The organism is Nocardia abscessus NBRC 100374 (assembly GCF_000308455.1).
Classification (GTDB): domain Bacteria; phylum Actinomycetota; class Actinomycetes; order Mycobacteriales; family Mycobacteriaceae; genus Nocardia; species Nocardia abscessus.
In genome coordinates this window covers 89,538-103,170 of sequence record NZ_BAFP01000099.1, presented here as the reverse complement: position 1 = coordinate 103,170, position 13,633 = coordinate 89,538, and the positions used below count along the sequence as shown (strand labels likewise).

Here is a 13,633-nt window from a genome sequence, read left to right as displayed (position 1 = left end):
GGACAGCTCAGCTGTCCGGCGCTTTTCACGCAAGTGGCGGGCTTACTCCTGGCAGGCCGCGGACTCGATCTTCGCGCTCTTGACGATGTTGCAGGCGAAGGTGTGGTCGACCTTCCACTGGCCGCCCTCGGAGACGAACTGGATGAACGCGTCGTCCACCGGGGTGCTGTCGATGGTGACCTTGGCGTCGGCCTTGAGCTTGCCGTCCTTCGGGTCGCCGACGTTGGTGACCTCGACGGTGACCTTCTGCTTCTTGGCGGCGTCGACGAGGTTGGCGACCAGATAGGGATCCTGCTCGGCGGCCTGGATCCAGCTGATCTTCTCCGCGTTCGGCACGTTCGGATCGAACGCCTTCTGCAGCCGCTCGTTCAGCTGCTGTACGGAGGGCTTGGCCAGGGCGGGTGAGGACGGGGTGGTCGGCGCGGAGCCGGCCCCCTTGTCGCCCTTGTCCGAGCCGCCCTCCAGCTCACCCGCCGCGTGGCTGGGATTTGCGCTGGTGCTCGGGGACGAGGAGTCGTCACCCGAGGCGCAGGCGGTCAGCGAGCAGGCCGCTGCGGTGAGGACGACGGCCACGGCGGTCCGGAAAATGCGATGCTTCACGATATTTCCTTCGTCTCGAATTCCGGGCATCAGCCGTGGTTGGACGTGCAGTTCCAGTGCACGATGTAGGCATCGGAATCGTTGTGCCGCAGAGCTTGGCTCTGCGCGCTGCGCCGCGACGACGCATACCCCCAGCTCCAGCTGCCGCTGCCGCTGGAGTACGCCACGGCGCCGCAACCGTTGCGGAACCAGACCACCGATTGGCAGTCGGCGGCGCCGCAGGAGCTCACGGCGCGCTGCTGCGCGGCGGACGAGTTCGGGTAGTCGTAGGAGTACCCGATCAAACCGGTGGAGGTGGACAGCGCGATCGCGCCGTAGTTGTTGGTGTAGGCGTGCGCGGTGGGCGCGCTGACGGCCAGCGCGGAACCCACCGCCGCGAGCGCGGCAACACCGGTAGCAAACTTCTTCACGGAGGATTTGCCCCTTCTTGTCATGAGGTCCACGACCCGATGGACCGAGTGACAAGGTACAGAGCGGACTCTCATTACGCTAGCCGGAGATTTCCCGGCAGGGGGAGCCACGAACTCCGTGGTATGGACGCGCGGCTGAACGCGCAGCGAGCATCGCATCCAGTGTGGCCCACGGTGGCGCCTCCTGCAACCCGGATTCCTGAGTCGCGCTGCTTGCGCGACTGGTGAAACTCCATGAACAACAACGTCATTGCGCTCGGGACCGGACGAGGTCGTGCTGCGGCGGGCGGCAGCTGGTCGGTGCCGCCGCGGAAGACCTGGCGAGGGACGACGGTATGCGCCGCGGTTGCCGCTTTCGCGGGGGCTCGCGCCGCGCGGCAGTCTGGCCGGGTGGTCGGTATGTTCGGGGTGTGACTATGGCACAGCGGGAGCGCAGGGGGCTCGTCGAGGCGATGGAGGCCGCGGGCCCGGACGCGCGGACGCTCTGCGGTGCGTGGACGGTGCGGGACCTCGCCGCGCACTTGGTGGTTCGCGAACGGCGCCCCGACGCCGCGCCCGGCATCATGTTGCGGCCACTGGCCGGGTATCTCGACCGGGTGCAGGCGAAGGCGGCGCGCAAGCCGTTCCCCGAGTTGCTGGACCAGGTGCGTACCGGTCCGCCGTGGTGGTCGCCGTTGCGGCCGGTGGACGCGGTGGTCAATCTGTCGGAGATGTTCGTCCACCACGAGGACGTGCGCCGCGCCGAGGCCGGGTGGCAACCGCGCGAACTGGCCGCGGCCGACGAGGACCAGCTGTGGTCGGCGCTGCGCAAGATGGCCAAGATGGCCTACCGCAAGGCGCCGGTCACCGTCGAACTGGCGACGCCCGACGGCAGGAAAGTCGTGGTGCGCTCGGATGACGACGATGTCGTCACGTTGACCGGGCAGCCCTCGGAACTGTTGCTGCACGCCTTCGGCCGGGACGAAGTCCGGCTGGAGACCACAGGATCGCCCGAGTCCGTCCGGGCCGTGCTGGAGACAGACCGCTCGGTCTGATATGTGCGCCGCGCCGGCTGCGCGACGTTCCCCACCTCTCCGCTCCGGACGCCGATCGGATCCCGGCCCGGGATCCCGGCGCTGAACGGAGCGTCACGCTGTCCGCACCTCGATCGCGGCCTGGTGCGCGGGCATCCGCAACCCCGCCGAAGCTGGGCCGTTCCATGGCGGGGAAGGTCGCGACCGGCGCGAAAGCGTGCGGAGGCGTGGCAATACCAGTGTTGCGGATGGTCCGGATGGGGCGATTGCGGCTAGCCTGGGGCCATGGCAGGTAAGTCCCGCAGCACCACGACGAGTCGGGCGCGGGCGGGATCGGCCCGGGGGAGGACCAGCACGGCGCGGTCTCGCGCGGCCACGCCCCGCACCGCGACCCCGCGAGCGAACCCGGCGCCCCGCCGCCGCGGTTCCCCGGCGCGCCGTCCGGTGCGCCGCACTTCGAACACTTCGAACACCGCGCCGCTCGCGGTGATCACCCGCGGTATCAGCAGCGGCTGGAACATGCTGGCCCGCGGCCTCGGTGCGACCACGCGCACGCTGAGTCGGGCCGGGGAGATCGACAACGGCCATCGGCGCGACGGTGCCGCGCTGGCCCTGATCGCGCTGAGCGCCGTGATCGCGGCGGCGGTGTGGTTGTCGGCCGGTGGGCCGGTGGGCCACTGGGTCGAGGATGTCATCCGCGCGATCTCCGGATCGGCCTCCGCCGGACTACCGTTCGTCGCCTCCGGTATCGCCGTCGTCCTGATGCGTACCGAACCGCGCCCCGAGATCCGGCCGCGCCTGGTGCTCGGCGGCCTGCTGATCGGTTTGCCGGTCCTCGGGCTGTGGCACATCGCCGCGGGCGCCCCCACCGACGCGCACGGGCGTTCCCGCGCAGCGGGTTTCGTCGGCTTCGTGACCGGCGGCCCGCTGACCAACGGCCTCACGGCCTGGCTGTCGGTCCCGATCCTGTTGCTGGCCATCGTCTTCGGCGCGCTGCTGGTGACCGGCACCACGGTCCGCGAGGTGCCCGACAAGCTGCGTCGATACCTCGGCACAGCGACCGGTGGCGACGAATACGGTGAATTCGACGGCGAGTACCGGGACTACGATCCGGCCGACTACGACGCCGGCGGCTTCCCGGTGCGCCGCACCGGCGCCAAGCGGCGCGGTCGTACGCCCGCGGAGAACTACCCGCCCGACGAGTTCGGTGATCCCGACGCGGTCACCGAGGCGATCGGCGAGCCCCCGCTGCGCGACGCCAAGCCGATCGCGGTCGAGGAGCCCGCGCCGAAACCGAAGCCGAAGAAGCAGCGCCCCGCCCCGGCGGTGCAGGACCAGACGCCACCGCCGCCCCAGCAGTTGGAGTTCGTCACCGACCGCGAAGTCGAAGGCGACTACACCCTGCCGCCGTTGTCGCTGCTGACCGACGGGGATCCGCCCAAGAAGCGCAGCGCCGCCAACGAATCGATGATCGAGGCGATCACCGAGGTGCTGGTGCAGTTCAAGATCGACGCCGCGGTCACCGGTTTCGTCCGAGGCCCGACGGTCACGCGCTACGAGGTCGAACTCGGGCCCGGCGTGAAGGTCGAGAAGATCACCGCCTTGGCCCGCAACATCGCCTATGCCGTCGCGACGGAGAACGTCCGGCTGCTCGCGCCGATCCCCGGCAAGTCCGCGGTCGGCATCGAGGTGCCCAATGCCGACCGCGAGCTGGTCCGGCTGGCCGACGTGCTCAAGGCGCCCTCCACCCGCACCGACCACCATCCGCTGGTGATCGGTCTGGGCAAGAACATCGAAGGCGAGTTCGTCTCGGCGAATCTGGCCAAGATGCCGCACCTGCTGGTCGCGGGCTCCACCGGCTCGGGTAAGTCGAGCTTCGTCAACTCGATGCTGGTGTCGCTGTTGCAGCGGGCGACGCCGGACGAGGTCCGGATGATCCTGATCGACCCGAAGATGGTGGAACTGACTCCCTACGAGGGCATTCCGCATCTGATCACGCCCATCATCACCCAGCCGAAGAAGGCGGCGGCCGCGCTGGCCTGGCTGGTCGAGGAGATGGAGCAGCGCTATCAGGACATGCAGGCCAACAAGGTGCGCCATATCGACGACTTCAACAAGAAGGTGAAGTCGGGAGCGATCACCGCGCCGCTGGGCAGCGAACGCGTCTACCGGCCCTACCCGTACATCCTGGCCATCGTCGACGAGCTGGCCGATCTGATGATGACCGCTCCGCGGGACGTGGAAGACGCCATCGTCCGTATCACCCAGAAGGCCCGTGCCGCGGGCATCCACCTGGTGCTGGCCACGCAGCGGCCCTCGGTGGACGTGGTGACCGGTCTGATCAAGACCAACGTGCCTTCCCGGCTGGCCTTCGCCACCTCGTCGTTGACCGACTCCCGCGTCATCCTCGACCAGCCCGGCGCGGAAAAACTGATCGGCATGGGCGACGGATTGTTCCTGCCGATGGGCGCGGGCAAGCCGACCCGCCTGCAGGGCGCGTTCATCAGCGACGAGGAGATCCATGCCGTCGTCGACTTCGCCAAGAACCAAGCCGAGCCGGACTACCAAGAGGGTGTCACCGCCGCGAAGGCCGGGGAGAAGAAGGATGTCGACCCCGATATCGGCGACGATCTCGACGTCTTCCTGCAGGCGGTGGAACTCGTGGTCACCTCGCAGTTCGGGTCCACCTCCATGCTGCAGCGCAAGCTGCGGGTCGGCTTCGCCAAGGCGGGGCGGCTGATGGACCTCATGGAGACCCGCGGCGTGGTCGGCCCGAGCGAGGGCTCCAAGGCGCGCGACGTACTCGTCAAACCCGATGAGCTGGAAGGGTTGTTGTGGTCGATCCGCGGTGGCGGGCAGGACGGCGACTCGGAGCCACAGGAGTGATCCGGCTGGTTCCCTCGGCGAGATTCGAACTCGCATCTCCCGGAATCTAGGTCCGGCGCCTCTACCGATTGGGCTACGAGGGATCGGTCGGCGTGCCCGACCGCGAAAAAGGGGCCACCCCTCGGCGATTCGCCGCGGAGTGACCCCTTCGGTACGGGCCTGCGATAGACACGTTCAGGGGCGGCTCCGCGCGCTCATCCGCCCAGAGACGGACGACGCCGATAGCCCGCGCGACTGCCGGACACCGCTCGGCAACCCCTGCCGCCGCACTGTCTCGGTCATCGTCTCGCCTTCGGTGTGGTCTGATCTTCGCCGCTCAGAAAGTAGCACCGGATGCCGGTGTTGTGAACCGCTTTCGCTTCGCCGACGACCCTACCTCGTTCAGTTCTTCCGGGCCTGAAGGGTATAGCTCAACGGCAGCCTTTCCGGGTGTCGGGGCAGCCGCAATTCGCCATCCGGGCCCGCTGTCATCAGGCCGGGCAACGCGTTACACGGGACACTGCGGTGTGCGACCAGACCGGTCGGCGTCAGGCCCCGCCGTCGGCAGCGATCGGCGGGCCGGTCCGTTCGGCCGGCGAGCGCGCCTGCGCGAGCGACGCGGGAGAGAAGTCGAGTCCGGTCATGGTCGTACCGAGCCTGTGGCACGAACGGCCGGGTGAACGCATGTGGAATTATGGGCGGCAACCAACCCGCTACTGAAGGGCAACGGACAATTCGGGCATTATGGACATCATGAGTTTCGCTTCCGATCGGCACACCGCATGCACGTAACCGCACTCGAATGGGTGATCACCATCGTGGTGATCCTCGGCCTGTTCGTCTTCGACTTCTTTGCCCACGTCCGCACGCCGCACGAGCCGACGTTCCGGGAATCCGGCTTCTGGTCGGCGGTCTACATCGGGCTCGCGCTGCTGTTCGGCGGCGTGGTCGCCTGGCAGTGGGGCTCGACCTACGCAGGCGAGTACTACGCGGGCTTCGTCACCGAGAAGGCGCTCTCGGTGGACAACCTGTTCGTCTTCCTGATCATCATGTCCACCTTCGCGGTGCCCCGGATCTACCAGCAGAAGGTGCTGTTGATCGGCATCGTGCTCGCCTTGGTGATGCGCGGGGCGTTCATCGCGGTCGGCGCGGCCGCGATCAGCGCGTTCAGCTGGGTGTTCTACCTGTTCGGGTTCTTCCTCGTCTACACCGCGGTCAAGCTCATGCGCGAGAGCGGTCACGAGGTCGAGGTCGAGGAGAAACGCGACAGCCGCATCGTCGCACTGGCCAAGCGGGTGCTGCCGACCACCGACGAATACGACGGCGACAAGCTGGTGACCAGGGTCGACGGGCGCCGCGCGGTCACGCCGCTGTTGCTGGCCTTGCTGGCGATCGGGTTCGCCGACCTGCTCTTCGCACTGGACTCCATCCCGGCCATCTACGGCCTGACCGAGCAGCCCTACCTCGTCTTCACCGCGAACGCGTTCGCGCTCATGGGCCTGCGACAGCTGTTCTTCCTGATCGGCGGCCTGCTCGACCGGTTGGTCTACCTGTCCTACGGGTTGGCGGCCATTCTCGCGTTCATCGGCGTGAAGCTGGTGCTGCACGCCCTGCACGAGAACACCCTGCCGTTCGTCAACGGCGGCGAGCACGTCACCGTCCCGGAGATCTCCACGCCGGTCTCGCTGGGCGTCATCCTGATCATCCTGGTCGTCGCGACGGTCGCGAGCCTGCTCCGCACCCGCGCCGAGGCGAACCGCTAGCCGCTCAGGACGCGAAGGCGCCGAAGATCGGAGCCCACTCCACGGCGCGGACGTCCTCGATCAGGTTCTCCCGGGCGAACGGGTCCTGCGCGAGCAGGTCCTTCAACTGCCCGGCGTCCTCCGAGCGGAAGATCAGCAGCGCCCCGGACCCGTCCGGGTACGGGCCGCTGCTGAGCAGGGCGCCGGATTCGAGCAAGCCGGCCAGCCAGGCCCGGTGCTCGGGACGATGGACGTCCCGGCCCGCGGCGGTGGCCTCGGAGTAGACGTAATGGACGGCGAAGATCGGCACGGGTATCGCTTCCTGTGGGGACGGACTCAGAGCGTCAGCAGCATTCGAGTATTGCCGAGAGTGTTCGGCTTCACATAGCTCAGATCGAGGAACTCGGCCACACCGGTGTCGTAGGAGCGGCACATCTCGGCGTAGACCTCGGCGGTCACCGGCGTGCCTTCGATCTCCACGAAGCCGTGCCTGCCGAAGAATTCCACCTCGAAGGTCAGCACGAACAGCCGCTGCAACTCGAGTTCACGGGCCACCGTGACCAGCCGCTGCACGATGAGCTTGCCCACACCGGTGCCCTTGACGTCGGGGTCCACCGCGACCGTGCGCACCTCGCCGAGGTCGGCCCACAGCACGTGCAGCGCGCCGCAGCCGACGACGCGGCCGTCGAGTTCGGCCACCCAGAACTCCTGCACCGCCTCGTAGAGCGTGACCAGGTTCTTCTCCAGCAGGATCCGGCCCGCGTAGACGTCGATCAGGCGCTTGATCTCGGGCACGTCGGAGGTTCGCGCGCGTCGGACGACCGGGAGGCAGCTCTGCGCGGCCGAAGCCGCGCCCGGGTGAGCGTCGCTTGTCGAACCACCTAGTGGTCCCCGAGAGGTCATGGGGTGCACAGTAGTCGGCCCGGCTACCGATACTCTGAACGTGTGCCGCAGATCCTCCCGTTCACAACACCGCATCGCGCCGGGTCGCGCGACGGCGTGACGAGGCGGCAGTGACCGAGCGCGCCGCCGGTGAGGCGAGGGCATGAGCGTGCAACCCGACGAGACGGACCGCCCCTGGGGTCCGCCCGACCCGAGCAGGCCCGGGTTCGCGACCGCCCAGGCCGAGACCGGCGCGCCGCTGCTGAACATCGCGAACGTGCTCACCATGCTGCGCATCGCGATCGTGCCGCTGTTCGTCGCGGCGCTGTTCGCCGCGGACGGTCACCAGACGGGCTGGCGGATCGCTGCCGCCGCGTTGTTCGGCCTCGCCGCGATCACCGACCGGTTCGACGGGCAACTGGCTCGCAAATACGGTCTCGTGACCGATTTCGGCAAGCTGGCCGACCCCATCGCCGACAAAGCGCTGATCGGGTCCGCCCTGATCGGGCTGTCCGTGCTCGGCGATCTGGCCTGGTGGATCACGCTGGTGATCTGCGGCCGGGAGATCGGCGTGACGCTGTTGCGGCTGGTGGTGGTGCGGCGCGGCGTGATTCCCGCCGGACGCGGCGGCAAGCTCAAGACGCTGGTCCAGTCGCTGGCGATCGCCATGCTGCTGTTGCCGCTGACCGGCTGGGTCGCCGAGGCAGGGATGGTGCTGATGTACCTGGCGGTCGCGCTGACCGTCGTCACCGGGCTGGACTACGTCGGCCAGGCAGCCCGGGTGTGGTTCGCGGGCGGACCGGGGCGGACGCGGGGCGTATGAGCGATCCGTTGGTCGCGGGCGTGCCCGCCGGTGATCTGGTCCGCGCGCTGGTGACCGTGCGGCAAACCGTGGCGACCGCCGAATCGCTGACCGCGGGCCTGCTCGCCGCGACCATCGCCGGGGTGCCCGGCGCCAGCGCCGTGCTGCGCGGCGGACTGGTGGTGTACGCCACCGACCTCAAGCACAGCCTCGCCGGCGTCGACGCGGAGGTGCTCGCGACCGAGGGCCCGGTGGCGGCGAGCACCGCCGAGCAGCTGGCCGTCGGCGCCCGTACGCGCTGCGGTGCGGACTGGGGCGTGGGCCTGACCGGGATCGCGGGGCCCGATTCACAGGACGGGCACCCGGTCGGCACGGTCTTCCTCGGACTGGCCGGACCGGGCCATACCGAAGTGATGCGGTTGAAACTCTCCGGCGACCGGTGGACGATCAGAATCGGTGCGACGCACACCGCGGTGTCGGAATTGCTGCGGTGTGTGCGGGAGACGGGTACGGATGCGGCCGAGCGCGTCGGGCGAGGCGGCTGAGGTCGCCCGGGCGGGAACCACCGCCCCGGCTCCCACGTTGTGCCAGAAAGAACGGCATGCGCGGGGTCGTCGCGAATCGCGTCGGCCCGGCGACCGGGAGCGAAGGAGAACGAGATGACGCTGCTGCGAGAGGCGATCGGGGACAGTCTGCGGCGTGCGCGTCTCGCCCAGAATCGGACCCTGCGCGAAGTGTCGACGTCCGCACGGGTCAGCCTGGGCTACCTCTCCGAGGTCGAGCGCGGTCGTAAAGAGGCCTCCAGCGAATTGCTGGCCGCCATTTGCGAGGCGCTGGACGTGCCGCTGTCGCGAGTGCTGTGGGATGTGAGCACGATCATGGCGGGTGCCGACGGGCCGACGGCGGGTGCTGCCGCGGACGAGGCCGCGACCACGTCCGCTCCGGCCGCGGCCGAATCGGAGCAGACCGCGGCCGAGCCTGCCGCGCAGGCCGATCCTGCAGCGGCTCCGGCGACGATGTCGGCGGCCGACGCGGCTACGCGACCGCTGCCCTTGGCGGAGGACACCCGCATCGTCATCCCCGCACCGCGATCGGACATGTTGGTCCTGGTGAAGGGCGCGTGACGCGCGGCGAGACGTGGTCACGGTGGCAACGCTGCGGACCGGCGCGGAAAGCGGATAGATTCTCCCTAGGCGTCGGTTGGGTCGGGTTTGCCCGGCCCTGGTGCCACATGGTGGAGGATAGGCACATATCGAGTGCGTGACGGTCGCGCACTGGAGTCGCGCCGGAGCGCGGCATGTCAGATGGAGGCGGGATCAATCGATGGCTAATCCGTTCGTCAAGGCCTGGAAATACCTGATGGCCCTCTTCGATGCGAAGATCGAGGAGCACGCGGATCCGAAGGTCCAGATTCAGCAGGCTATCGAGGAAGCCCAGCGGCAGCATCAGGCCCTTTCGCAGCAGGCCGCGTCGGTCATCGGCAACCAGCGTCAGCTGGAGATGAAACTGAACCGGCAGCTGGACGAGGTCGAGAAGCTCAACGCCAACGCACGCCAGGCCGTCACGCTGGCCGATCAGGCCACCGCCGCGGGCGACACCGAGAAGGCGATCCAGTACACCAACGCCGCCGAGGCGTTCGCCGCTCAGCTGGTCACCGCCGAGCAGTCCGTCGAGGACCTGAAGGTCCTGCACGACCAGTCGCTGCAGGCGGCTGCCCAGGCCAAGAAGGCCGTGGAGCAGAACGCGATGCTGTTGCAGCAGAAGGTCGCCGAGCGCACCAAGCTGCTCAGCCAGCTGGAGCAGGCCAAGATGCAGGAGCAGGTTTCCGCTTCGCTGCAGCAGATGGATTCGACGCTGTCGGCGCCGGGCAGCACGCCGAGCCTGGACGCGGTGCGGGAGAAGATCGAGCGCCGCTACGCCAACGCGCTCGGCGCCGCCGAACTCGCGCAGAACACGGTGCAGGGCCGGATGCTCGAGGTGCAGCAGGCCAGCATCCAGATGGCCGGGCACAGCAAACTGGAGCAGATCCGCGCGTCCATGCGCGGCGACCAGCTGCCCGCCGGTGGCGCCCAGCCCGCCATCAATCCGGCCCAGACGGAAGCGGCTCAGCCGCAGATGAACAAGGGGCAGGCGGCGCAGCAGTAACCTCGGCCGCACGTTCGGACGGGCACGTGTCGGTGGCGACTGGTTCACTGGAAGACAAGGCGTGGAGACCCGACCGGCCGGCCGTCGGCCGAGTCGGGCCTCGGCCTGCCCGATGTGTGCAACCGGTGGGAGAGAAGGAATGAGCGGCAGTGCATTTCGCGAGCGGCAGCCCGACACGCGGCGACTGCGTGGGTCCGCGATGATCCGGGCCCAGGCCGCGCTCGCACCGCAGCCGGGCGGCCTGCCGGACAGCCTTCGCGAAGTCGGGGAGAACGCGCTTGTCGCCGTGCGGCGCTGGGCCGATCCGCGCGAGCGGGAGCTGCGTCGGCGCCGCAGGGCCCGGCGCCGCAGCTATCAGTTGGGCACCGTTTCCGGTCTCACCACGGCGGGAACCCTTGGCCTCGTTGTTCTTTCGGCGCCGGTATGGGCGGTGGTGGTGGTCGGCGGCGGCGCGGTCGCGCTGGTGACCGGTGCGGCACTGAGCACCCGCCGCTATCTGCGGCTGCGGGGTGCGCCGCTGCCGCACCCGGCGTTCATCCCGCGTAGGCAGCCCCCGCTGTGGTCCAACGCACGGCCGCCGATCTCCCGCCTGGTGCGCGCGGAGAAGGCATTGCACGGAATGGGCGCGCACATCGCGCGCTCGCACCGGCTGCCTCCGGACGAGCTGGCCGACATGCTCGAAACGGCCGCCTCGGGCGCCGCGGCGCTGCACGCGCTGGCCTCCGACATCATGGCGATGGAACAGGGCCTCGGCGCGATGGGAAGCGCGACTTCGCCCGCGGCGGTGGCGCTCACCGAGAACCTGCGGCTGACGCTGGCCAGGCTCGACGCGGGCGTGGCGGAGTACGAGCAGGTCGTGGCCGCGGCGGGCCGGATCCTGGCGGTTCCGGAGAACACGGTGGTGCGGCACAACTTCGACACCATCGTGGCGGATCTGCGGCACGCTTCCGACCGGCTGGACGGATGGGCACAGGCTCTCACCGAGGTGGCCGACAAGTCGGTGACCGCGTCGCCACGGCCACCGATCTGACCGGATCCGGTTTCAGCTCGCCCGGTCCCGGCGGCGCAGCTCTTCGGCCTTGACGCGAAACGCCGCGCCCACCAGTTCGCGGCTCTCGGCCATGAGGTCGAGCACTTCCCAGGATGCTTTGCGGGCGGCGGAGCCGACGATCCCCGCGATCGCCGAGCCGTGTCGTCGTGCCGCGGCCGCGAGTTCCTGTGCCAGCTCGTTCGTGTTTTCCATCAGGTTCCGGCCGTCACCTGAGATTCAGTGCATGAGTGTGTGCTGATTGGGGTGTCTGCATCGGTCGATCATCCCTTCCCGGTTGTCGCTCAACGCCATTGTGCGTTCGAGATCAGAGTACATCCGTGCACTGAAAGGGTGCGCGATCCGGTCGCGACCGCGCCGGTGAACGCCTGGGCGCCTACGCCGGGCCCGTCGCCGGTCGCCGAGACCTCGCGTCCGATCGGTAGGCTGGCGGCGATGCGGTTTCTCTCGACTCAGCGGCGCGACGGTGGGGTGGCCAGAATAACGAGCAGCCTGGATCGCCGGCTGGTCGGCCGCAGTGCGCGCGTGCGCGCGACCCCGGCGGACCGGGTGCTGAAGGCGTTGAGTACCGCGGCCGACAAGAACCGCCTGTGGATCGCGCTCGGAGCGGTCCTGTTCGTCGCCGGAGATCGTTCGACCCGGCGCGGTGCGGCGCGCGGCCTGCTCGCGCTCGGCATCGCAAGCGGCGTGGCGAACGGCGTGGCCAAACCGCTGTTTCCGCGCCGCCGCCCGCCGGACGAATCCGTTCCGTTCGTGCGCAGGCTGGTCGCGCCGCCGGTCTCGTCGTCGTTCCCCTCCGGACACTCGGCCTCGGCCGCCGCGTTCGCGGCGGGCCTCGCGTTGGAGTCCCCCGCTGCGGCCGCCGCGGTGGCGCCGGTCGCCGCCGCGGTCGGGTACTCGCGCGTGCACATCGGCGTGCACTGGCCATCCGACGTGGTCGCGGGTGCCCTGTTCGGTGGTGCGGTCGCGCTGCTCACCCGGCGATGGTGGGCGGTGCGCGACGACGAACCCGCCGCTCTGGGCCCGGTCGGCCACATCGACCCGCTGCCGGGCGGCGCCGGACTGCTGCTGATCGGCAATCCGCACGCGGGGTCGGGCAACGGCGACGGCACGCTCGCCGCCGTGGGTGACCGGCTGCCCGCCGCCGAGGTGCTCGAACTCACCGGTGGCGACGATTTCGAGGCCCGGGTCGACGAACTGCTGCGGCGCGACGACATCGTCGCCCTCGGCGTCGTCGGCGGCGACGGAACCGTGTCCACCGTCGCGGAGTACGCGGTACGGCACCGGCTGTCCCTGGCGGTGTTCGCGGGCGGCACGCTGAACCACTTCGCCAGGGACGCCGGGGTGGAGGATTCCGCGGTGACCTTCGCCGCGCTGGAGGCGGGCGAAGTTGTCCGCGTCGATGTGGCCGAGGTGTCGTTCGACGGCGCCGAGCGGCGAATCTTCGTCAACACCGCCAGCCTGGGCGGTTATCCCGACTTCGTGCGCGTCCGTGAACGCTGGGAACGCCGGATCGGCAAATGGCCCGCCGCGGGCCTCGCCATGGTGCGCGTGCTGCTGCGCGCCAAGCCGCTGCACGTCACCATCGATGACGCCCGCATCGCGCTGTGGATGCTGTTCGTCGGCAACGGCGCCTACCGGCCCGCCGATCAGATCCCGATGTCGCGTCCTGAACTGCACGGCGGCACACTCGACGTGCGGTACCTGCGCGCCGACGTCCCCTTCTCGCGCCTGCGGTTGGTCTTCGCGACGTTCACCGGCACGCTGGAGTATTCACCGACCTATCGGCACCGCCGGGTCTCCCGGGTGGACGTCGGGGTGGCCGAGGAGCCGGTCTCGCTGGCCACCGACGGCGAAGTCGACCATCGCGGCAAGAACTTCCGGTTCACCAGTAAGCCCTCCGCTCTGACGCTGCTCAAGGGCCGCCACGGGACGCCCGATCCGGCACACTGAGCGGCCCGGCGGAACCCATCGAGGTAGCTATGCAATAGCTATGTCGCTTCCGCTCTCGCTTCTGGTCGTCGAATCGTTGGGTAATCGGCGTTTGATCTGCGATGGTCCGGGTAGTTGCCACCATGTAGCTGATTTCTCCCGGCCGCGCTTGTGGCCCGGGAACATGCACTACT

At 69.2% G+C, this 13,633-nt stretch carries 14 protein-coding genes and 1 tRNA gene; 9 read left to right on the top strand and 6 right to left on the bottom strand.

Annotated features, from left to right (window positions below; all coding sequences use genetic code 11):
- Window positions 1-42: 42 nt before the first annotated feature.
- Window positions 43-600, bottom strand: a complete 558-nt coding sequence (locus tag ON19_RS19850) for a WKL family lipoprotein (protein WP_043694765.1) — start codon at window positions 598-600, stop codon at window positions 43-45.
- Window positions 601-629: 29 nt separating this feature from the next.
- Complete coding sequence (locus ON19_RS19845; protein ID WP_043694762.1) at window positions 630-1,010, bottom strand: DUF4189 domain-containing protein; 381 nt, start codon at window positions 1,008-1,010, stop codon at window positions 630-632.
- Between the two features lie 410 nt (window positions 1,011-1,420).
- On the opposite strand from ON19_RS19845, the gene ON19_RS19840 reads away from it, so the two are divergent.
- The gene (locus ON19_RS19840; protein WP_043694759.1) at window positions 1,421-2,044 is read left to right on the top strand and encodes a TIGR03085 family metal-binding protein; all 624 of its coding nucleotides are present in this window, start codon (window positions 1,421-1,423) and stop codon (window positions 2,042-2,044) included.
- A gap of 264 nt (window positions 2,045-2,308) precedes the next feature.
- Window positions 2,309-4,909 (top strand): DNA translocase FtsK, encoded by a 2,601-nt coding sequence (locus ON19_RS19835; protein WP_043694756.1) that lies wholly within the window; start codon window positions 2,309-2,311, stop codon window positions 4,907-4,909.
- Between the two features lie 6 nt (window positions 4,910-4,915).
- Here the strand turns inward: ON19_RS19835 and ON19_RS19830 are convergent.
- Window positions 4,916-4,992: transfer RNA gene (locus ON19_RS19830), tRNA-Leu, on the bottom strand.
- Between the two features lie 678 nt (window positions 4,993-5,670).
- On the opposite strand from ON19_RS19830, the gene ON19_RS19825 reads away from it, so the two are divergent.
- Window positions 5,671-6,651: a TerC family protein gene (locus ON19_RS19825; protein WP_043694754.1), complete on the top strand. Its 981-nt coding sequence runs from the start codon at window positions 5,671-5,673 to the stop codon at window positions 6,649-6,651.
- A gap of 4 nt (window positions 6,652-6,655) precedes the next feature.
- Here the strand turns inward: ON19_RS19825 and ON19_RS19820 are convergent, their stop codons facing one another.
- Both ON19_RS19820 and ON19_RS19815 read right to left on the bottom strand, forming a co-directional pair.
- The gene (locus ON19_RS19820; protein WP_043694751.1) at window positions 6,656-6,940 is read right to left on the bottom strand and encodes a YciI family protein; all 285 of its coding nucleotides are present in this window, start codon (window positions 6,938-6,940) and stop codon (window positions 6,656-6,658) included.
- Between the two features lie 26 nt (window positions 6,941-6,966).
- The gene (locus ON19_RS19815) at window positions 6,967-7,533 is read right to left on the bottom strand and encodes an amino-acid N-acetyltransferase (RefSeq protein WP_083899490.1); all 567 of its coding nucleotides are present in this window, start codon (window positions 7,531-7,533) and stop codon (window positions 6,967-6,969) included.
- Window positions 7,534-7,675: 142 nt separating this feature from the next.
- On the opposite strand from ON19_RS19815, the gene pgsA reads away from it, so the two are divergent.
- From pgsA to pspM, 5 genes are all read left to right on the top strand, one after another.
- The gene (gene pgsA, locus ON19_RS19810) at window positions 7,676-8,335 is read left to right on the top strand and encodes a CDP-diacylglycerol--glycerol-3-phosphate 3-phosphatidyltransferase (protein WP_043694747.1); all 660 of its coding nucleotides are present in this window, start codon (window positions 7,676-7,678) and stop codon (window positions 8,333-8,335) included.
- Window positions 8,332-8,859, top strand: a complete 528-nt coding sequence (locus tag ON19_RS19805; RefSeq protein ID WP_043694744.1) for a CinA family protein — start codon at window positions 8,332-8,334, stop codon at window positions 8,857-8,859. Before pgsA ends, ON19_RS19805 begins: the two co-directional genes overlap by 4 nt.
- A gap of 114 nt (window positions 8,860-8,973) precedes the next feature.
- Entirely contained in the window at window positions 8,974-9,438 is a 465-nt protein-coding gene (locus tag ON19_RS19800) for a helix-turn-helix domain-containing protein (protein ID WP_043694741.1), read from the top strand.
- 199 nt (window positions 9,439-9,637) lie between these two features.
- Window positions 9,638-10,459, top strand: coding sequence for a phage shock protein PspA (pspA, locus tag ON19_RS19795; protein ID WP_043694738.1), 822 nt, complete (start codon window positions 9,638-9,640; stop codon window positions 10,457-10,459).
- A gap of 139 nt (window positions 10,460-10,598) precedes the next feature.
- A complete protein-coding gene (pspM, locus tag ON19_RS19790; RefSeq protein WP_051169076.1) occupies window positions 10,599-11,489 on the top strand; it encodes a phage shock envelope stress response protein PspM in 891 nt (296 codons plus the stop codon).
- A 12-nt stretch (window positions 11,490-11,501) separates the two neighbouring features.
- Here pspM and ON19_RS19785 read toward each other — a convergent pair whose 3' ends face one another.
- Window positions 11,502-11,702, bottom strand: a complete 201-nt coding sequence (locus ON19_RS19785) for a hypothetical protein (RefSeq protein ID WP_043694735.1) — start codon at window positions 11,700-11,702, stop codon at window positions 11,502-11,504.
- 240 nt (window positions 11,703-11,942) lie between these two features.
- Between ON19_RS19785 and ON19_RS19780 the strand changes: the two genes are divergently transcribed.
- A complete protein-coding gene (locus ON19_RS19780) occupies window positions 11,943-13,460 on the top strand; it encodes a bifunctional phosphatase PAP2/diacylglycerol kinase family protein (RefSeq protein WP_083899496.1) in 1,518 nt (505 codons plus the stop codon).
- Window positions 13,461-13,633 lie beyond the last annotated feature (173 nt).

Excerpts from the sequence above, each read along its gene's own strand:
- ON19_RS19835 (WP_043694756.1), top strand. The coding sequence starts at position 2,309 with ATGGCAGGTAAGTCCCGCAGCACCACGACGAGTCGGGCGCGGGCGGGA.
- ON19_RS19825 (WP_043694754.1), top strand. The coding sequence starts at position 5,671 with ATGCACGTAACCGCACTCGAATGGGTGATCACCATCGTGGTGATCCTC.
- ON19_RS19815 (WP_083899490.1), bottom strand. The coding sequence starts at position 7,533 with ATGACCTCTCGGGGACCACTAGGTGGTTCGACAAGCGACGCTCACCCG.
- pgsA (WP_043694747.1), top strand. The coding sequence starts at position 7,676 with ATGAGCGTGCAACCCGACGAGACGGACCGCCCCTGGGGTCCGCCCGAC.
- ON19_RS19805 (WP_043694744.1), top strand. The coding sequence starts at position 8,332 with ATGAGCGATCCGTTGGTCGCGGGCGTGCCCGCCGGTGATCTGGTCCGC.
- ON19_RS19800 (WP_043694741.1), top strand. The coding sequence starts at position 8,974 with ATGACGCTGCTGCGAGAGGCGATCGGGGACAGTCTGCGGCGTGCGCGT.
- pspA (WP_043694738.1), top strand. The coding sequence starts at position 9,638 with ATGGCTAATCCGTTCGTCAAGGCCTGGAAATACCTGATGGCCCTCTTC.
- pspM (WP_051169076.1), top strand. The coding sequence starts at position 10,599 with ATGAGCGGCAGTGCATTTCGCGAGCGGCAGCCCGACACGCGGCGACTG.
- ON19_RS19785 (WP_043694735.1), bottom strand. The coding sequence starts at position 11,702 with ATGGAAAACACGAACGAGCTGGCACAGGAACTCGCGGCCGCGGCACGA.
- ON19_RS19780 (WP_083899496.1), top strand. The coding sequence starts at position 11,943 with ATGCGGTTTCTCTCGACTCAGCGGCGCGACGGTGGGGTGGCCAGAATA.